This window comes from Enterococcus sp. 4G2_DIV0659 (assembly GCF_002140715.2).
GTDB classification, from domain to species: Bacteria; Bacillota; Bacilli; order Lactobacillales; family Enterococcaceae; genus Enterococcus_L; species Enterococcus_L mansonii.
In genome coordinates, this window is the sequence record NZ_NGLE02000001.1 from 3,267,933 (window position 1) to 3,287,755 (window position 19,823).

Annotated in this window: 20 protein-coding genes and 1 pseudogene; 18 read left to right on the forward strand and 3 right to left on the reverse strand. The window is 36.6% G+C overall.

Translation table 11 applies throughout. The features are described 5' to 3' along the window. Nucleotides 1–137: 137 nt before the first annotated feature. The 3 genes from guaC (at nt 138) to A5880_RS15375 (ending at nt 2,649) form a co-directional block, all read left to right on the forward strand. On the forward strand, nt 138–1,115 hold the full coding sequence (gene guaC / locus A5880_RS15365) for a GMP reductase (protein ID WP_086329934.1): 978 nt from the start codon (nt 138–140) through the stop codon (nt 1,113–1,115). Between the two features lie 195 nt (nt 1,116–1,310). Next, on the forward strand, nt 1,311–1,631 hold the full coding sequence (locus A5880_RS15370; RefSeq protein WP_086329935.1) for a PadR family transcriptional regulator: 321 nt from the start codon (nt 1,311–1,313) through the stop codon (nt 1,629–1,631). Nucleotides 1,632–1,674: 43 nt separating this feature from the next. Continuing rightward, the gene (locus tag A5880_RS15375) at nt 1,675–2,649 is read left to right on the forward strand and encodes a permease prefix domain 1-containing protein (RefSeq protein WP_086329936.1); all 975 of its coding nucleotides are present in this window, start codon (nt 1,675–1,677) and stop codon (nt 2,647–2,649) included. A 199-nt stretch (nt 2,650–2,848) separates the two neighbouring features. Here the strand turns inward: A5880_RS15375 and A5880_RS15380 are convergent, their stop codons facing one another. Next, nucleotides 2,849–3,397, reverse strand: coding sequence for an ECF transporter S component (locus tag A5880_RS15380; RefSeq protein WP_086330321.1), 549 nt, complete (start codon nt 3,395–3,397; stop codon nt 2,849–2,851). 15 nt (nt 3,398–3,412) lie between these two features. Further along, nucleotides 3,413–4,237 (reverse strand): bifunctional hydroxymethylpyrimidine kinase/phosphomethylpyrimidine kinase, encoded by an 825-nt coding sequence (gene thiD, locus A5880_RS15385; protein ID WP_086329937.1) that lies wholly within the window; start codon nt 4,235–4,237, stop codon nt 3,413–3,415. A gap of 417 nt (nt 4,238–4,654) precedes the next feature. On the opposite strand from thiD, the gene A5880_RS15390 reads away from it, so the two are divergent. The 8 genes from A5880_RS15390 to thrB all read left to right on the forward strand — a co-directional run bounded on the left by A5880_RS15390 (nt 4,655) and on the right by thrB (nt 13,301). Then, nucleotides 4,655–6,097: an aminotransferase-like domain-containing protein gene (locus A5880_RS15390; RefSeq protein ID WP_086329938.1), complete on the forward strand. Its 1,443-nt coding sequence runs from the start codon at nt 4,655–4,657 to the stop codon at nt 6,095–6,097. A gap of 30 nt (nt 6,098–6,127) precedes the next feature. Further along, on the forward strand, nt 6,128–6,853 hold the full coding sequence (locus A5880_RS15395) for a nitroreductase family protein (RefSeq protein ID WP_086329939.1): 726 nt from the start codon (nt 6,128–6,130) through the stop codon (nt 6,851–6,853). A 116-nt stretch (nt 6,854–6,969) separates the two neighbouring features. Then, nucleotides 6,970–8,694, forward strand: a complete 1,725-nt coding sequence (locus tag A5880_RS15400; protein ID WP_086329940.1) for a phospho-sugar mutase — start codon at nt 6,970–6,972, stop codon at nt 8,692–8,694. A 76-nt stretch (nt 8,695–8,770) separates the two neighbouring features. Continuing rightward, nucleotides 8,771–9,547 (forward strand): pyrroline-5-carboxylate reductase, encoded by a 777-nt coding sequence (proC, locus tag A5880_RS15405; RefSeq protein ID WP_086329941.1) that lies wholly within the window; start codon nt 8,771–8,773, stop codon nt 9,545–9,547. Nucleotides 9,548–9,668: 121 nt separating this feature from the next. Beyond that, entirely contained in the window at nt 9,669–9,956 is a 288-nt protein-coding gene (locus A5880_RS15410; RefSeq protein WP_086329942.1) for an ArsR/SmtB family transcription factor, read from the forward strand. Between the two features lie 133 nt (nt 9,957–10,089). Continuing rightward, complete coding sequence (locus A5880_RS15415; RefSeq protein ID WP_086329943.1) at nt 10,090–11,379, forward strand: homoserine dehydrogenase; 1,290 nt, start codon at nt 10,090–10,092, stop codon at nt 11,377–11,379. A 3-nt stretch (nt 11,380–11,382) separates the two neighbouring features. Further along, nucleotides 11,383–12,441, forward strand: a complete 1,059-nt coding sequence (thrC, locus tag A5880_RS15420) for a threonine synthase (RefSeq protein ID WP_086329944.1) — start codon at nt 11,383–11,385, stop codon at nt 12,439–12,441. Beyond that, on the forward strand, nt 12,438–13,301 hold the full coding sequence (gene thrB / locus A5880_RS15425) for a homoserine kinase (protein WP_086329945.1): 864 nt from the start codon (nt 12,438–12,440) through the stop codon (nt 13,299–13,301). The genes thrC and thrB overlap by 4 nt, the downstream gene beginning before the upstream one ends. Nucleotides 13,302–13,383: 82 nt before the next feature. On the opposite strand, the gene A5880_RS15430 is transcribed toward thrB, so the two are convergent. Then, a complete protein-coding gene (locus A5880_RS15430; RefSeq protein WP_086329946.1) occupies nt 13,384–14,241 on the reverse strand; it encodes a pyruvate, water dikinase regulatory protein in 858 nt (285 codons plus the stop codon). A gap of 97 nt (nt 14,242–14,338) precedes the next feature. Here A5880_RS15430 and A5880_RS15435 point away from each other — a divergent pair. The 7 genes and pseudogenes from A5880_RS15435 (at nt 14,339) to A5880_RS15465 (ending at nt 19,812) form a co-directional block, all read left to right on the forward strand. Next, nucleotides 14,339–14,759, forward strand: a pseudogene (locus tag A5880_RS15435) (Fur family transcriptional regulator). Nucleotides 14,760–14,966: 207 nt separating this feature from the next. Then, entirely contained in the window at nt 14,967–15,143 is a 177-nt protein-coding gene (gene rpsU / locus A5880_RS15440) for a 30S ribosomal protein S21 (RefSeq protein WP_002356740.1), read from the forward strand. A 25-nt stretch (nt 15,144–15,168) separates the two neighbouring features. Further along, nucleotides 15,169–15,618 carry a GatB/YqeY domain-containing protein gene (locus tag A5880_RS15445; RefSeq protein ID WP_086329948.1) on the forward strand — a complete coding sequence of 150 codons (450 nt, stop codon included), beginning with the start codon at nt 15,169–15,171 and terminating at the stop codon, nt 15,616–15,618. A 105-nt stretch (nt 15,619–15,723) separates the two neighbouring features. After that, nucleotides 15,724–16,725 (forward strand): PhoH family protein, encoded by a 1,002-nt coding sequence (locus A5880_RS15450; RefSeq protein WP_419469617.1) that lies wholly within the window; start codon nt 15,724–15,726, stop codon nt 16,723–16,725. A 27-nt stretch (nt 16,726–16,752) separates the two neighbouring features. Next, complete coding sequence (locus A5880_RS15455; protein ID WP_086329949.1) at nt 16,753–18,951, forward strand: HD family phosphohydrolase; 2,199 nt, start codon at nt 16,753–16,755, stop codon at nt 18,949–18,951. Further along, nucleotides 18,951–19,427 (forward strand): rRNA maturation RNase YbeY, encoded by a 477-nt coding sequence (gene ybeY / locus A5880_RS15460; RefSeq protein WP_086329950.1) that lies wholly within the window; start codon nt 18,951–18,953, stop codon nt 19,425–19,427. The genes A5880_RS15455 and ybeY overlap by 1 nt, the downstream gene beginning before the upstream one ends. After that, nucleotides 19,411–19,812: a diacylglycerol kinase family protein gene (locus A5880_RS15465; protein ID WP_306298345.1), complete on the forward strand. Its 402-nt coding sequence runs from the start codon at nt 19,411–19,413 to the stop codon at nt 19,810–19,812. Before ybeY ends, A5880_RS15465 begins: the two co-directional genes overlap by 17 nt. The last annotated feature ends 11 nt before the right edge of the window (nt 19,813–19,823 follow it).

The window sequence follows — 19,823 nt, forward strand, 5'->3', positions numbered from 1 at the left end:
ATTTTTCGTTATTGACCTTTGACTTTCTTCTGAAAATGGTGTAGATTAGCATAGGCGTTCGAAAATACGAACGATCTCAAGTTTAATGTTCGTGTTTTTGCGTATTTTTAATAGAACTTGCTAGGAGGCAATAGAGTATGAAAGTTTTTGATTACGAAGATGTCCAGTTGATTCCCAATAAATGTATCGTGAACAGCCGTTCTGAATGTGATACAGTAGTAAAATTAGGGAAACATACCTTTAAAATGCCGGTCGTACCTGCAAACATGCAGACGATCATTGATGAAGAAATTGCAGAGTTTTTAGCGAAAAATGATTATTTTTATATTATGCATCGCTTTGATGAAAGTGCTCGAATTCCATTTATGGAAAAAATGAATGCTAAAGGATTGATTACATCAATTAGCGTTGGTGTCAAAGAAGGGGAATATCGCTTTGTGGAAGAATTGGCGGAGCGTAATTTAGTACCTGATTATGTAACAATCGATATTGCCCATGGACATTCAAATGCAGTGATCAATATGATTCAGCATTTGAAAAAACATTTGCCGGATACCTTTGTTATCGCTGGAAATGTAGGGACACCAGAAGCGGTTCGTGAACTTGAAAATGCTGGAGCAGATGCAACAAAAGTCGGTATTGGACCTGGGAAAGTGTGTATTACAAAAATTAAAACAGGTTTTGGTACTGGAGGCTGGCAATTAGCTGCATTGCGTTGGTGTGCAAAAGCAGCTCGTAAACCAATTATTGCAGATGGCGGTATCCGTACACATGGAGACGTTGCAAAATCAGTTCGTTTTGGTGCAACAATGGTTATGATTGGTTCATTGTTTGCCGGACATGAAGAATCTCCTGGAGAAACAAAAGTAGAAGACGGTGTGGTCTATAAAGAATATTTTGGTAGTGCTTCTGAATTCCAAAAAGGTGAAAAGAAAAATGTTGAAGGAAAGAAAATTTGGCTGCAACATAAAGGAAGTCTAGCGGAAACTTTAGTGGAGATGCAACAGGATTTACAATCATCAATTTCTTACGCTGGTGGCCGCGATCTTGAAGCTATTCGTAAAGTAGATTATGTAATCGTTAAAAATTCTATTTTCAATGGGGACACAATTTAAGTAGCTAATAAGAGAGATTCCTCTCAAAAAAAAATCTTACTACTTATTTAAATTTATATGACTAGGATAGGACTCGAAGAGTTTTATCTTAGTCACTTTTTTTATTATATTTACTTTACCTGTCGTAGTAATCATGATATACTAAATTACAACGATAGTCGTAGTACGTTAGGTGGAGTAATTGGAGGTGTTCCGATGATCGGCAGTGATGCGATAAGAGGATACAATGATACATTTATATTATCCGTTTTATCAGAAGGTGATTCGTATGGTTATGCCATTTCTAAAAGGATAACGGAAATATCTGAAAATAATTATTCAATCAAAGAAACGACGTTGTATTCAGCGTTTAATCGACTAGAAAAAAATGGATTTATTGACTCATTTCCAGGACAAATTACTCACGGGAAAAAAAGAACCTATTATAGAATCACTGATTCAGGGAAAGAGTACTTAGAAGAAAAAAAAGCGGAATGGGTATTAATCAAAAAAGTCGTAGAATGTTTTATTTCTTAGGAAACTAAGAAGGTAAGAAAACGATCATTAAGGGGGAGTATATGTGAAAACGATTAGGGAGTATATCGAAAGTTTATTTTTAAATGTTGTTGAAACAGAACAAACAAAACAACTAAAGGGAGATTTGTTAGCAAGTGCTGAGGATCGATATGAAGATTTAAAAAGCCAAGGGAAATCTGAAAATGAAGCAATTGGAGGAGTAATTGCAGAATTCGGGTCAATTGATGAGTTGTTGAATGAGATGAATATAAAGCAAGATTTCATGGATGAACGAGGTTATGAATTGGATGGAATCACTGTTGCAGAAGCTGTTGAGTTTCTACGAATCCGTCGTCGTGGGGCAACGCTGATCGGTTCAGGTGTTATGATTATTATGTTGGGAATTGCAACTTTTTTTGGTAGTATGGCCTTATTTGGAGAAGGAATTGCAGAAGGATTTGGTTTTTTATTTATTTTATTAGGCGCTGCAATAGGGGTTCCGCTATTTATTATTGCAGGGATGAGTATTTCTAATACGAATAAACAATTGGATGACCGCTTTATTCCAATTCAAGTAAAAAATGAAGTGAAAACAAGAAAGCAAGCATTTCAACGTTCATTTCTTTTCTGTATTGTAACAGGGGTTGTGCTTTGTATCCTATCGATTATTCCCGCTGTATTTTTTGAAGAAGTATATGGTGAAGAAAATATTGGGATAGCTTGTTTGCTCCTTTTGGCTTCAGTAGGCGTTTTCTTTTTCATTTTCGGGGGGATGATTATGGGCAGTTTTTCTGAAATAATTGATCGCACATATTTTATCTCTGATGAAGATGAATTAGGACCAAGAGCAAAAGCTGAACGTGCTAAAAAAGTGCCTGTCTGGTTTCAGATTGTAGAAAAAATTTATTGGCCAATTGTTGTAGGGATATTTTTAATTCAAGGTCTTTTACTTGGTAATTGGGGAACGAATTGGACGATTTTCCCTGTGGCAGGTATTTTGTTTTGGATAATCGAAAGTATTTTTAGTGGAGAAGACTAGAATTAAACTAAAGAAGGGGCTGGGACAGAATGCGTTTAGCCTCGAGAAGTAAGAATACATTCACGAAAATTGTTCGTCAAATTTTTGTGAGTGTATTCTTATTTCCGAAAGGGTTGCTTATGCTCCCGCCGTTTATTCGGTTTTTAGGGGTTCAAGATATAACTTTTAGAGTTATATCTTGAACCCCTTCTTTTATAGTTTAAAATGAATTTCTGTTAAAAATGGTATCCATTGCTTTTTTCAATGGGAAGTAGACAAGGGTTACAATTATGATTGTAGTGGTAACATTTACTAATGTGGCAGGAAGTTTAGATAATGCACTAGTGAAGGCTATTGGAATATCAGCTCCAGCAAGTACGCCGATCACGGTGTTTTTTATTTGGGTCATAATAATTTTGGCAATACCAGTTGCACTTGCAATAACGATAATTTTCCAAATGCCATCGATTTTCTTTTTGAAAAAGAGAATCATCAAAGCAGCCGCTCCGCCAACAATAAAACTTTCTATAATGAAATAGGGTGCTTCTGCCGCAAATCCATTCATAACATCAAAAATGGCAAATCCTAAACCACCAGCTAAAGCTCCTTTTTTGTAACCAATCAATAAAACAGCTAGCAATAATACTGCATTGCCCAAATGAACGAAAGCGCCTGTTGGTAGTGGAATTTTAATCATTGTACCTAAAACAGTCAAGGCGGTAAAAAGAGCGATTAGAACAATAGAGGTTGTTGAATTCTTTTTCGTCATCATATGCATAACCTCTTAATTCTTTTTCATTCGTTCTTCAGCATGGTTGTATGCTCCATGCCAAACATGACCAAGAAAAGGATTAATTTTTTGTCCATTTTTAATGGCTGCGGCAACGAATTTTTTTGCTAGTGATACTGAATCAACTACAGAATAACCTTTTGCTAAACCAGCTGTTACAGCAGCAGCAAAGGTACATCCAGCACCATGATTATAATCAGAAGCGATCAAGTCTTCTTCAAAAATAGTAAAGTCATGACCATCATAAAAAATATCAATCGCTTTGTCTGAATTCAACCGATGTCCGCCTTTGATAACAACATTTTTAGGACCCAGAGTTAGGATCTTTTTAGCCGCTTCTTTCATTTGATTGATAGAAGTCAACTCACCCATCTCAGACAAAATTCCTGCTTCTACTAAATTAGGGGTTGTTATAGTTGCTTTAGGCAGCAATAAACGAGTCATTGCAGCGACATTTTCCGGCTGTAAAAGTTCACTGGTCCCTTTACAAGCCATTACTGGATCAATAACAATATTTTGCATATCAAATAAATCAATATAATTGCGTGTAATTTCAATTGCCTCGATAGTGCCCAGCATCCCTGTTTTCATCGCATCAAGAGCACCACCAGCAAAAATTGTTTTTAATTGTTTTTCTACTAGCTGAGGTTCAATAGGTGTAACAAGGTGGCTCCATCCTTCATCAGGATCCATCGTTACAATACTTGTCAAAGCTGAAAAGCCAAATGTTCCATATTCTTCAAAAGTTTTCAAGTCAGCTTGAATCCCAGCGCCCCCACTAGAATCTGAACCAGCCACTGTTAATACTTTTTTGATCATATTATACAACCCCTATTCATAAAATTTTTAATATAAGTAGTATAAACGAAACCTTATTTGACAAAAACAGCCAATTGGGTTATTTTCAAGTCATCCAATTGCTGCGAATCACGAAGAGCAAAGCGATTCGATGATGAGCAGTACAAGGCGATAAAAAGGAGCGTTGTGACCGAAGTTTGAATCACGAAGAGCGAGGCGATTCGATGATGAGCAGTACAAGGCGACAAAAAGGAGCGTTGTGACCGAAGTTTGAATCACGAAGAGCGAAGTGATTTGATGATGAGCAGTATCAGAAAAAATAAATAAGTAAACATGAACAAAAGCAAATAGAAACAACATCAATAGAATAATGAGCGATTTTTTAATAAAGAATAAACTGAGAACGTCTTCAGCTTATTCTTTAAAGGGGGGATAAAAATGTGGACATTAAAAAAAGAAAAAGGAGTTCCAGTGTACGTAAGCATTGTTGAATTGATTTTAGCACATATAAAAAATGGCCATCTTTTACCTGGTGAACGGCTGCCTGCTGAACGAAAGTTAGCTGAATTGTTTCATGTGAACCGTTCAACAGTGGTGCACGCATTAGACGAACTTGTTGCTCTAGGATGGATTGTCAGAAAACAAGGTAGTGGAACGATTGTTAATGAAGGAAAATGGGGAATCAGTACAACACCAAGAACAGATTGGCGACGATATTTAGAACAAAATGCTTTTGCTAAAACGGATCCTTTTATAGAGCAAATTGAGGCATTGCTAAAGCAACAACACAGAGATATCTTAGATGTTTACACAGGGGAACTGCCGCTGGACTTGATTCCTAGTTTTTCTTTTCCACCCTTAACATGGAAACATTTTTTAGAAGAAGAGCAACAAGATGATCTGGGGTACTACCCATTAAGACAGGCGATTAGCCGTGAAACCGAAAAAGAATCTGGCATTTTACTGCCTCCTGAAAGCCTGTTGATTACATCAGGCGCGCAACAAGCTCTATTTTTGATTCTTCAAGTGCTGTTACAACCAGGTGATAGCGTAGCAATTGAAGATCCATCATTTCTTTATACCTTGCCAATTTTTCAAGCTGCTGGAATTCGATTATATGGAGTGGAAATGGATAAAGAAGGGATTGATTTAACGTCTCTTGAGAAGGTAATCCGAGTCCATCGTGTCAAGATGATTATGGTGAACCCCTCTTTTCAAAATCCTACTGGCAAAACGATGTCATTGAAACGGAGAAAAGCACTAGTTGATTTATGTCAAAAACATCAAGTTCCCATTTTAGAAGACGATGTTTTTGCTAAGTTAAACTTTGTTTCTTCTGATCAGGTTCCTCCTCTAAAAAAACTAGACCCAGAAAATGTTCTATATATTGGTTCACTTTCAAAAATTTTAGGCTCAACAACAAAAATTGGTTGGTTGAGTGCTCCGACATCGGTTAATCAGCAACTTGCGGAGGCTAGAAAAATGATGGACTTTTCATTGAGTATTTTTCCGCAATTATTAGCTAATTTGGCTTTAACAGACCAAGACTTTTCAAAAAAAATTGACTGTTTAAAAAATACTGTAGAACAAAGAGGAAAAGCTGTATTCAATGTGCTGGATCAGATGGATGAATGGGACGTTCAAATGCCAAAGGGCGGTTTTTATTTATGGGCAAAATGGAGGAGAGGAGCACTTAAACAAAAAGACTGGAGTATTTTTTTACAAGAAGGCTTACTTGTTGCTCCAAGCTTCTTTTTTAGCGAATATCGAGATGGCATTCGGATTAATTTTTCAAGGGTAGATGAAAAAAATATACAGTTATTTGCAGATAAGTTGAAAAGAATTACACAAAAAATTCTCTTAGATTCATCAACATTATGATAAAATAAGCATAAAATGGAGGGGATTTTTATGAATGAAACAATTAAATTGTTAAAGAATCGACGTAGTTATCGTGATTTTGATCAGGAGTATACGCTGCCGCAAGAAGAATTACAATTGATACTAGATGCTGCACGTCAAGCACCTAGTTGGATGAATGGTCAGTTTTACAGTATTATCGTACTTAAAGATCAGCAGATTCGCGAACAATTAGTTCAGTGGAATCCGGGAAATCCACATATATTGAATAGTTCAGTTTTTTTACTCTTTGTTGGGGATCTTTATAGAACTAAGATGGTTAGTGAGGTTAGTAAAAGTGCCTATCTTATTGATGAAAGTATCGAACCTGTTTTATTAGCAACAACAGATGCCGCATTAGCATTAGAAAATGCTGTTATTGCTGCAGAAAGTTTAGGCCTTGGTTCTGTTGTTGTGGGAAGTATCCGAAAACACGGAAAAGAAATAGCTGAGCTGGTAAATTTGCCTGAGAATACATTTCCTTTATTCGGTTTAAGTATAGGTAAACCAGTTGTGGAAATGAACGTAAAACCACGATTACCTGAGTCGGCAGTGGTTCATTATGATACCTATCATCCTTATACGTATCAATTAATTGAACAATACAATGAAATAATGGAAGCTTTTGGTGAAGTCAGAGAAACAAAACGTTGGAGTAAAAAGTTTGCCGATTACTTTTCTGAAAAACCGACGCTCATCACAGATCAATTTTTTAAAATCCAAGGATTATTGAAATAAAAGGAAAAATAACTTCACTCATTGCGTATTTCTGCATTACTTCACTTTCTTCTAGCGAGGGAGAATGATATACTTATGAGTGGGTAAGAAAACAAAAGATAAAAGAGGTGCGAAATATGTCTTGGCAACAAGTCTATGAACAGTGGGTAAATGAAGAAAACCTACCAGAAAATTTAAAATCAGAATTGAAGGATTTAAAAGAAGATCCAGAAAAATGCGAGGATGCTTTTTATGCACCTTTAGAATTTGGAACTGCCGGTATGCGTGGTATTTTAGGTGCTGGTATTAACCGAATGAATATATTTACTATTCGTCAAGCAACGGAAGGCTTGGCTCGTTTTATGAATGCACAAGGCGCTGAAACTAAACGACGTGGTGTTGCAATCGCTTATGATTCTCGTCATATGTCACCAGAGTTTTCGATGGAAGCAGCTAAAACTTTGGCACATCACGGGATTCCTGCGTATGTATTTGAAAGTTTACGACCAACACCGGAATTATCATTCGCTGTCCGTTACTTAAATGCTTTTTCTGGAATTATGATTACGGCGTCGCATAATCCAGCATCATATAATGGATATAAAGTATATGGTGAAGATGGTGGACAAATGCCGCCAGCAGACGCAGATGCATTAACAAAATACGTTCGCGAAGTTGAAAATCCATTGAAAATTGAGGTTTTATCAGATGATAAAACCAAAGACAGTGATTTAATAACAATCATTGGCGAAGAAGTGGATAATGCCTATTTAGAAGAAGTAAAAACAGTTACGATCAATCAAGAATTGATTAATGAGCTTGGCAAAGAGCTAAAACTTGTTTATACACCTTTACATGGAACAGGGAAAATGCTAGGAGAAAGAGCATTAAAACAGGCAGGTTTTGAGAAATTTATGCTAGTTCCAGAACAAGCAATTGCAGACCCAGATTTTACTACAGTGAAATCACCTAACCCAGAAGAACACTCAGCGTTTGAATATGCTATTCGTCTAGGTGAAAAAGAAGGTGCTGATTTATTGATTGCAACTGATCCTGATGCGGATCGATTGGGTGCAGCAGTTCGTCTGCCAAACGGCACGTATCAAGTGTTGACAGGTAACCAATTAGGTGCAATTATGATTCAATATATCTTACAAGCCCATAAACAAGCGGGAACGTTACCTAAAAACGCAGTCGTTCTTAAATCAATTGTATCTAGTGAATTAGCTACGGCAGTTGCTAGCAAATACAACACGAAAATGGTCAATGTTTTAACTGGATTTAAATTCATTGCAGAAAAAATTCAACAATATGAAGAAGACCACTCTCAAACATTCATGTTTGGTTTTGAAGAAAGTTATGGTTATTTGGTAAAATCTTTTGTTCGTGATAAAGATGCAATCCAAGCGCTAGTATTACTAGCAGAAGTTGCGGCTTTTTATAAAAAACAAGGAAAAACCTTATATGACGGGTTACAAGATATTTTTGAAGAGTATGGTTACTATGAAGAAAAAACGATTTCTGTAACCTTAAGTGGGATTGAAGGAAGCGAAAAAATCAAATCTCTAATGAAAAAATTCCGTGAAGAAGCACCTGCTTCATTTGCGGATATCAAAGTAATAGAGACAGAAGACTTCCAGCAATTAACTAGAACATCTTCTAAAGGGCAAGTCGAAGCATTAACGACTCCACCTTCAGATGTGTTAAAATACTTTTTGGAAGATGGTAGCTGGATTGCGATTCGCCCATCTGGAACGGAACCTAAAATTAAGTTTTATCTTGCGACTAAAGCCTCTTCACAAGTTGAAGCGAATCAAAAAATCAAGGATTTTGAGCAAGCAGTTAATGCATTAACTGAATAAAACGAGTGGGACTGATAAACAAGATAAGACCTTTGTTTCAGTCCTTTCGTTTTACAATTTTTAAGGAGTGATAGCTATGAACATCGGATTTATCGGAGCCGGTCATATGGGCAGTGCAATGATTGAAGGACTTTTGAGAGCTAAAACAGTTACACCAGAAAATTTATATGTAAAAGGTGGTTCTAGCGGTACAGCAGAAGCCTTGCAACAAAAATTAAAGTTTCAGCTAATTAAAGAATATGATGCATTTGAAAAATGCCAAGTTATTTTTATTGCCACAGGTGCTAAAATCGTATTAGATGTTTTAAAACAAGCAGCTCCATATATGTCTAAAAATACCATTTTGATTTCAGTAGCAACTGGACATACAGTGGATCAAGCGCAAGCTGCAGTTGGCGAGGGTATTTATGTCGTTCATGCTATTCCCAATACACCTGTAAGCGTTAATGAAGGAATGACCGGAGCAGTTTTCGCTGATAATATGCCTTCTGAAAGAAAAGAGCAAGCATTCTCTGTTTTAACGGACCTTGGGCAAGTGAAGGAAGTTGATGAACACTTATTAGGAACTTTTGGAACGGTAGCAGGTTGTAGCCCTGCCTTTGTGGATATTTTTATGGAAGCATTAGCTGATGGAGCAGTTTTTGAAGGAATGCCACGTGCCCTTTCGTATGAAGTCATCGCTCAAATGGTTCTTGGTACAGCAAAATTAGCCATTGAAACAAATAAACATCCTGGGGAACTAAAAGATGGGGTTACTTCACCTGGAGGAAGTACAATTAAAGGTGTCGCCGCATTAGAAAAAAATGGCTTCAGATATGCCGTAATAGATGCTGTTAAGCAAGCGAATAGTTAAGTGAATGCAAATGAATGATGGGACGAAAATAGACCTTTCTGAAATAAAAGTGGCTATTTCCGTTCCATCTTAAAAAAGTTACTATAGTAACAGGGAAGAATGGTTGAAAGGAAACAAAAGGATGAAAGAAAATGAAGAAATTCAAAAAGTAAGTCAACTTTATAAAGTGTTAAGTGATCCAACAAGACTACGAATTTTATTATTACTAAAACAGGGAGAATTGAATGTAACCGCAATTAGCGCCAAACTTGAAATGGAGCAATCTGCAGTTTCACATCAACTAAAATTATTGAGAGATAGTCATGTAGTAAAATCTAGACGTGAGGGAAAAACAATTTATTATACATTGGATGACCATCATGTAATTGATATTCTCAACCAAACATTTGAACATATTAAACACCAATAAAACACCCTTTTCGATGATTACCTTTGGAAATTCAAAGAAAAGGGTAGTTTTTTTTTCGTCAGTTGGGTATACTAGAATCATATTTATTAGAGGAAGATGAAATATTTCTAATCTTAAAGTTGGAGGAATAAGAATGAAGGAAAAATTGAAGGTCGGTTTACTGGGGTTAGGAACCGTGGGATCTGGTGTACCCACGATTTTGCAAGAACATCAGGAAAAAATTTCTCAAGTGACGGGCATGGAAATCACTATTACAAAGGCATTAGTGCGTGATGAACAAGAAAAAAGACGCCTAGCGGAGAAATTTGATATTCAACTCACAACCACCATTGATGACATTATCAAAGATGATGAAATCAATATTGTTGTTGAATTGATTGGAAAAGTAGAACCTGCCAAAACCTTCATTACCCAAGCGTTGGAAAATGGAAAGCATATCGTAACGGCTAATAAAGATCTTTTAGCTCAACATGGAAGTGAACTTGTTGCATTAGCTCAAAAGAATCATTGTGATTTATATTATGAAGCAAGTGTTGCTGGAGGAATCCCTATTTTGCGGACGATTGCCAATAGTCTAGCAGCAGACAACATCCAAAAAGTGCTAGGCATTGTTAACGGTACGACTAATTATATGCTGACTCAAATGGTATCAGAAAAAAAATCCTATGAGCAAGCACTAAAAGAGGCTCAAGAATTAGGATTTGCTGAATCAGATCCCACCAATGATGTTGATGGGATTGATGCCGCTTATAAAATGGTAATTTTAAGCCAGTTTGCGTTTGGAATGAACATTACTTTGGATCAGGTCGATACTAGAGGAATTCGCGGATTATCACTTGATGATGTTGAGATGGCCGCTCAATTAGGTTATGAAATCAAATTGATTGGTTCTTCTGAAAATACGAAAGGCAGTATTGCTGTTGAGGTGGGACCGATGTTAGTGGCAAAGGCTCATCCGATTGCATCGGTTAGAAATGAATTTAATGCAGTGTTTATTGAAAGCTCAGGTGTAGGAGAATCCATGTATTATGGTCCTGGAGCTGGGGCTAAACCCACAGCAACAAGTGTAGTCAGCGACATTATCACGATTGCTAAAAATATTCGTTTAGGTACAACCGGACACATGTTCAATGCCTATCAACATGATACAAAAATAACAGCGGATTCTAACATCTCAGGAAAATACTATTTTTCTATTGAAGTGCCAGATAAACGTGGACAAATTCTAAAATTAACGCAAATCATGACGGAAGCAAACGTCAGTTTCGATCAACTGGTTCAACAAAAGTCTGATGGTACAAGGGCTAGAATTGTTGCAATCACGCATACAATTACCAAAGAACAAATGAAACAAGTCATAAAGAAAATCGAATTAGTCGATGAATTTGAACTATTAAATACATTTAAAGTATTGGGGGACTAGAAGATGTACGAAGGATTATTAAAACAATATAAAGAGTATCTACCGATTACAGATAAAACACCAATGATTTCACTAGCTGAAGGAAATACACCGCTAATTCCTTTGCATAGTTTATCAAAGGAATTAGGAATTAACTTATATGGAAAATATGAAGGCTTAAACCCAACAGGCTCATTTAAAGATCGCGGCATGGTAATGGCTGTAGCTAAAGCAGTTGAAGAAGGAGCAAAAGCCATCGTCTGTGCTTCTACAGGAAACACGAGTGCAGCGGCGGCAGCTTATGCGACAAGAGCGGGTGTTAAAGCGTATGTAGTAATACCAGATGGTAAAATTGCGATGGGGAAATTGGCCCAAGCAATTATTTATGGTGCAGATATCATTTCGATACCAGGCAATTTTGATGAAGCCTTAAAAGCCGTTCGTGATATTGCAAAAACAGAAGCAGTAGCTTTAGTGAATTCAGTGAATCCGTATCGTTTGGAAGGACAAAAAACAGCAGCTTTTGAAGTGTGCGAACAACTTGGAAAAGCGCCAGATGTATTAGCGATTCCCGTAGGAAATGCAGGGAATATTTCAGCTTACTGGAAAGGGTTTAAAGAGTGGCATGACAAAGAAGGTACGCTTTTACCTAGAATGCATGGATTTGAAGCAGAAGGAGCTGCAGCGATTGTCAAAGGCGAAGTGATTGAGCAGCCAGAAACGATTGCAACGGCTATTCGTATTGGGAATCCTGCTAGCTGGAAATTAGCAGAAGCAGCACGTGACGAATCAAATGGCTATATTGATTCCGTAACAGACGAAGAAATTCTTGAAGCGTATCGTAAAGTTGCTGCCCAAGATGGTGTATTTGTTGAACCAGGTTCAGCTGCCTCTCTTGCAGGTGTTATCCAACATGTGAAAAATGGCAAAATCAAGCAAGGTGAAACGGTTGTTACAGTCTTTACAGGGAATGGACTGAAAGATCCAGACACTGCAATCAATGCTACTGATGTAAAAATTTCAAAAATGAGCGATTTAGAAGAGATGAGAATGCACTTACGTAATGGAGTGTCGGAACTATGAAAATAAGAATTCCCGCAACCAGTGCGAATCTGGGGCCAGGGTTTGACTCATGCGGCATCGCTCTTTCTCATTATCTCTATATCGAAGTGCTAGAGAATGCGAATGATTGGAAAATTATTCATTCTTTAGGCGAAGATATACCTGATGATAAAACCAATTTGCTCATTCAAACAGCGTTGAAGGTAGCGCCAAATTTAGCGCCTAAAGTGTTGAAAATGAATTCGGATATTCCTCTGGCTAGAGGCTTAGGTAGTAGCTCTAGCGTAATTGTTGGAGGAATTGAGCTTGCTAATCGGTTGGGTAATTTGAACTTAACACAAAAAGAAAAATTACAAATTGCTACGGAGATTGAAGGACATCCAGATAATGTAGCACCGGCTATTTGCGGTGATTTTGTCGTAGCAAGTTATGTAGATGATGAAGTTCATTATGTGAAACATCATTTTCCGATGTGTGATGTGATTGCATTTATTCCTAAGGTTCAATTACTGACATCTGAAAGTCGCAGTGTTCTCCCGGAATCAATAGCTTATAAAGAAGCGGTTCAAGCGAGTGCCATTGCGAATGTGATGATTGCAGCTATTTTAAATGGTAATTTACCTTTAGCTGGTGTAATGATGGAAAAAGATCGTTGGCATGAGTCGTATCGGAAGCAATTAGTCCCTCATTTAGATCAAATACGAGATTTAGGGCATGAGTTTGGAATGTATGGTGCATTTTTAAGTGGTGCTGGTCCGACTGTTTTAGTTTTATCGCCAGAAGATAAGACAGAAAAGATGGTACAAGCATTAGAAAAACTGCCTATTTCGGCTGATATCAATATTTTATCAATTGATCAAGAAGGAATTCAGGTGTTTTAAAGGGTGAGATTTTTTCCCGTGTTTAAATTTAGAGGATACGACAAAACCATTTTTTAGTTTTGTCGTATCCTCATTTTTTGGTTTAAGCCTCTGGACTTTCAGTTGAATAATAACTATGATCTTCTAAATTCAATGCATTTAAAATCATCGAAGCTGTTTCTTCAATAGATAGGGAGGCTACATTAATAACAACGCATCCTAATTTTTCATATAAATCGTTGGCAAAAGCCAGCTCTTTTCTAATTTTTTCAATATCTGAATAAGAAGTATCAGCGGGTAGTCCATAAGTTTTCATTCGTTCTTTTCTAATGCCATTCAATATATCGGGGTCATTCGTTAAACCAACAATTTTTTTGGGATTGGTTTCCCATAATTGTTTTGGTAAATGAGCTTCTGGAATCAACGGCAAATTAGCTACTTTCAGATTTTTATTAGCTAAAAATAAACTCAAAGGCGTTTTGGATGTTCTGGAAACACCTAATAAAAGGACGTCAGCTTCTAAAAAACCTCGTGCATCTTTGCCATCATCATATTTTACAGCGAACTCCATTGCTTCAATTCGTTTGAAATAATTTTCATTCAAGTGATGTAAAGCACCTGGCTCTCTTGTTGGAGCGATACCAGTTAGTCGTTCAATCTCAGCGACCGGAGGTGTCAAAATATCAAAATGATATAATCCATGTTCTTCGAAAAAATCATTGGCAATTTTGACAAGTCGTTCATTCACAATAGTATGCAAAACCATCGCATTTTCACGTCGAGCATCTTCTAAGGCACGCCTTAGTTTGTCTTCTTCTTTTGCAAATGTTCGTCTAAATAATGAAAAATCAACTGTAGGGTATTGCGCCATAGAAGCAGCAGCTAATTTTGATGCTGTTTCACCGGCCGAGTCTGAGATAACAAAGATCGTTACGCATTTTTTTTGTTCATTTTTCGTCATAATGTGATTCCCCTCTTGCTTTTTTTATAAATTTATTATACCATACCTTCATAAATCTTATTCGTAATGATTCTGATTTAAGTGTGGAGGCAAAAGGATGGCACAATCAAAAGTGGAACAATCTCTTTCAGTAATGAAAGAACATGGATTAAAATACACGAAAAAAAGAGAAGCAATGATTACATATCTTATTCGAAGAAATAGGTATATCAGCACGAGAAGTCTATGAATTTATGAACCAAGAGTTTAAAGGAGTAAGTTATGATACGATTTATCGTAATTTGCATGATTTTGAAACATTAGAACTACTTGAAACCACAGATTTAAATGGGGAGAAAAAGTTTCGCTTCCATTGTTGTCAAGAAGTTGGTCATCATCATCATTTTATTTGTACAGTTTGCGGAAAAACAAAAGAAATCCATATGTGTCCAATGGATTTTTTCAAGGAACAATTAAGTGGATGTGACATAGAAGGGCACCGATTTGAGATTTTTGGTCGTTGTGAAGAATGTAAATAACCTTTTTTTCTAAAAATAAACCTAAATAATGCATGAGAGTGTAAAACTTTACTCATTTTGGTACTTTTTTATGCATTTTTTCATTACAGAGGTTGACGTTAAAATAACCATTCGATATAATGTAGAAAGAACGGTATTTTATTTATGTTGAATAACTCATATATATAAAAAACGGTTACTTTTTAAGCTCGGAGGGAGGGAATTAACATGTCAAAAACTGTCGTTCGTAAAAACGAATCTCTTGACGATGCTCTTCGTCGCTTCAAACGTTCCGTTTCAAAAGCGGGTACTTTACAAGAATCTCGTAAACGTGAATTCTACGAAAAACCAAGTGTAAAGCGTAAGAAAAAATCTGAAGCAGCTAGAAAACGTAAAAAATTCTAGTTTTCGATGAATTGGAGCTGGTTGTATGTCATTACTAACAACATTGAATGACGATATCAAAACAGCAATGAAGTCTAAAGATAAAGATACTTTATCTGTACTTCGAATGCTGAAGGCAGCCATTCAAAATGAGCAGATTAAAACGAGCCGTGATTTGGACGGAGAAGAAGAGTTGACAGTTTTATCTCGCGAGATGAAACAAAGAAGAGACTCTTTATCAGAGTTTGAAAAAGCGGGACGTGACGATCTTGCTGACAAAGTAAAAATCGAAATCGCAATTGTTGAAAAATATATGCCAAAACAACTTTCAGAAGAAGAAATTCGTCAGATTGTTCAGACGGCAATTGATCAGACCGGAGCGACTTCACCAAAAGAATTTGGTAAAGTGATGGGCGCTGTGATGCCAGCAGTAAAAGGTAAAGCAGACGGTAATCAGGTCAATGCAATTGTAAAAGAATTACTACAAGAGAATTAGTCAATAAAAAAACCAACGGAAATCCGTTGGTTTTTTTGTTCAAATTTACATAGAAAAGTAATGACTTCTTTTTAATAAATAAATAATATGGTATGATTGTAGAGAATGACAAATAAAGGAGATGGGCGTTTTTTGACAGAAAATAAGTCAATATCTTTAGAATTGAAAGTAAATGATTCTGATGATGTGAGTATGCTTTTGGGAACCCATGATAAACATATAAAATTTTTAGAAGAAAATGCATCTGTGACCATTAATAGCAGAGGCGAGACGATTCAGTTGATTGGTGAAGAAACAGAAGTTCAATTGATTGCTTCGGTTATACGTACATTACAAGTTCTGATTCAGCGCGGCATAAAAATTAGTACGCCGGATGTTGTTTCAGCACTTAAAATGGCTAGAAGTGGAGAACTAGACCGCTTTGTTACAATGTATGAAGAAGAGATCCTTAAAGATTACAGAGGAAAAGCCATTCGGATCAAAAATGTAGGACAAAAAAAATACATTGATGCGGTTAAAAAGCATGATATCATTTTTGGTATTGGTCCTGCTGGAACAGGGAAAACATTTTTAGCTGTAGTCATGGCGATTTCCGCCTTAAAAAAAGGAGAAGTACAAAAAATCATTTTAACCCGACCTGCTGTAGAAGCTGGTGAAAGTTTAGGTTTTTTACCTGGTGATTTGAAAGAGAAAGTTGATCCTTATCTTCGCCCTGTTTATGATGCGTTGTACCAAGTTTTCGGTATGGAACATACGAACCGGTTAATGGAACGCGGGGTGATTGAAATCGCACCACTAGCCTACATGAGAGGACGAACATTGGATGATGCTTTCGTGATTTTAGATGAAGCACAAAATACAACCGTTGCCCAAATGAAAATGTTTTTGACGAGATTGGGATTCAGTTCTAAAATGATCGTTAATGGAGATACCAGTCAAATTGACCTACCAAAAGGAGTTACAAGTGGCTTGGTTAATGCTGAAAAGACACTTCAATCAATTAATAAAATTGCCTTTGTTCATTTTGATGCTGGAGACGTAGTGAGACATCCGGTTGTTGCTCAGATCATTAGAGCGTATGAAAATGAACATCAAAAAGATTCATAAATCTACGGAAAAGGAGTGAGAATTCCGTTGAAATACTCTTTACTAAAATTACGCGATAAATTGGGAAAGGCTTATATTCCTATACTGTTACTTATTTTTTCATGTTTCCTGTTTATCATTATGTTTGGCAGTGTCCATCAGAAAAAGGTAGAAATAAAAGAAGGCCAACTTGCTGAAAATACTATTCGAGCGACAAAAAATGTTGAGAATACTTATGAAACTGCAGCCAAGAAAAAGTTAGCTGCTGAAGCGATCACGCCTGAATACACTTATCAAGAAGAGACAGCAGACATTCAACATAAACGAATCGAAAAATTGTTTAAGCTGATTACTGCTGTGAATGAAAAAATTGACAAAGATTATCAAGACAAACAGGCAAAAGCTAAAAAAGATGAAACAATCCCCAAACCAACCGTAGAAGAAAGAGTTGCTAGTTTAAAAGCACAATTTGAATCGTTGGATCAAGAGGAAGTAACCTTTTATCAAAAATTTCCAAATTCATTTTATCAAAACATTTTTGCCTTAAACCCAGATCAGATTGGACAAGTAAAAGCTGAAAGTCTGAAAATTGTTGACGAAAAGATGAAAGACCATGTTAGAGAAAATGAATTAGGAAATATTCGGCAAGACGCCATTGAAAAAATTCAATTTTTGGATGTTTCGCCTACAATGCAGCAGGAAATTCGCTATGTTGTAAATCAAGGTATAGTGGCAAATGATTTTCCAAACGACAAAAAAACCAAAGAATTGCGTCAAAATGCGATGGATGCAGTTCCGCCAGCAATGATTTATCAAGGAGAGATCATTGTTCGTGAAGGGACACAGATTGACAGTAAAGCAATGGAAAAACTAGAACTACTTGGTATGACCAATCAAAACACCTCTATCTTCCCAATGGTTGCGTTAACCTTGGCGATTGTTTTACAAGTAATTGTTCTTTTATTCTTTACTAAACAAGTTACAGAAGAAGGAAAACGTCGCCACTTCATTTTATTTTATGTAGGGGCAATGTCACTAAGTATTTTATTAATGAAGTTTTTCCAAATCTTCCAAACTGAACAAATGATGTACATTTCGCTATTCTTTCCAGCAGCATTTACGCCGTTGGTTTTGAATTATTTTGTTAACCGTAGAGCAGGTGTGCTCGCTGCCGTTTTTCAAGTAGTTTTTGCACTGTTTGTGTTCTATCACTCTATTGGAACGAACTCACTAACGATTATTTTAGTCAGCTATTTGTTTTCAGGTCTGTTTGCAACTGTAGTTAAACGGACAAGAATTAGCGAGCAAGGAGTAGTTGCTGTATTTTGGGTGATTATATTTCCTGTTTGCATGGACTTTATTTTAATGGTCTATCAAGGGATGAGTTTATTAGACAGTAAGTCTTGGATTATGTTGATTTGTGCGTTAGCAGGTGCCGTCTTATCATTCTTAGCAACGATGGGACTTCATCCATATGTTGAACTGCTGGTAACAGACGACAGCATGATTGTTTTGAATGAATTGAGTAATCCAAATCATCCGTTGTTAAAACAATTATTGGAAGAAGCGCCGGGAACATACCATCATAGTATGATGGTGGCTAGTTTAAGTGCAAATGCCGTAGCTGAAATTGGTGGACGTTCATTACTGACACGAGTGGCATGTTACTATCACGATATTGGTAAAATCAAACATGCTAATTTCTTTGTAGAAAATTTACCGGCAGGGGCTGAAAATCCACACAATTTCTTATTGCCAGAAGATAGTAAACAAATTATTTTTGGTCATGTCGCTGATGGTGCGAAAATATTGGAAGAGCATCATATGCCAGAAATGGTGATTGATATTTGTCGCCAGCACCACGGGACAACACTGATGAAATTTTTCTATTTCAAAGCGAAAGAGCGTAATTCAGAAATCCTGGAAGAAGATTTTCGATATCCAGGACCCAAACCTCAAACAAGAGAGGCTGGAATTGTTAGTATCGCTGACACATGTGAAGCCGCTGTTCGTGCGATGGATCATCCAACAAATGATAAGATTCAATCATTTGTTCATAACGTGATCGAAGATCGAATTTCAGATGGCCAATTGGATGAATGTGGTTTGACGATGAAGGAAATTCGAATGGTTGAAAAATCTTTAGTGAGTGGACTATGTAGTACATTCCATTCAAGAATCAAATATCCAAAAATGAAATCAGAAGCTGAAAAAATGAAAGATGAACAAGAAAAGAGAGATGACTAATGGATATTACGTTCATTGATGAAACCAACAAAGTATCAAAAGAAAATGTAAACGAAGTAGAAAACCTGCTGCAATTTGCAGCTGGTTTTCTGGAAATATCGGAAGATACAGAAATGTCTGTGACCTTTATGGATAACAAAGGTATTCAGGTGATAAACAGAGATTATCGAGGAAAAGACCAACCGACTGACGTTATCAGTTTTGCCTTGGAAGAAGAAGGGGAAGAAGAGTTACCGATCATTTTTGAAGATGAAGCGGAACTTTTCCCAAGAAATTTGGGCGATATTATGATTTCAATTGAAAGAGCCAACGAGCAAGCGATAGACTATGGTCATTCTTTTGAACGTGAATTAGGCTTTTTGGCTGTCCATGGTTTTTTGCATTTAAATGGTTACGATCATATGGAACCTGAAGATGAGAAGGAAATGTTTGGATTACAGAAAGAGATTTTAAATGCCTATGGACTCAAAAGATAAGCGCACCGAAAAAAACAAGCACTTTATCACTTCCTTAGAGTTTGCACTTCAAGGAATTCGCACAGTTTTTAAAGAAGAACGCAATATGCGCACCCATGTAATCATGGGTGGGATAGCCATTGGAATTGGTTTTATTTTTAAACTAGCTATATCAGAGTGGCTGTGGCTTTTTTTAGCTATTTTTCTTGTGTTAGTTGTAGAGATCATTAATACGGCGTTTGAAAATGTAGTAGACATGGTTACTGATTTTCATTTTCATCCAATCGGAAAAAAAATCAAAGACATGGCTGCAGGTGCGGTACTTTTAACGACAGGCTTTGCTGTAATCGTTGGATTGCTGTTATTTGTTCCAAAAGTTTGGCAATTACTATTAGATTTTTTATAGAGGAGAGAAAT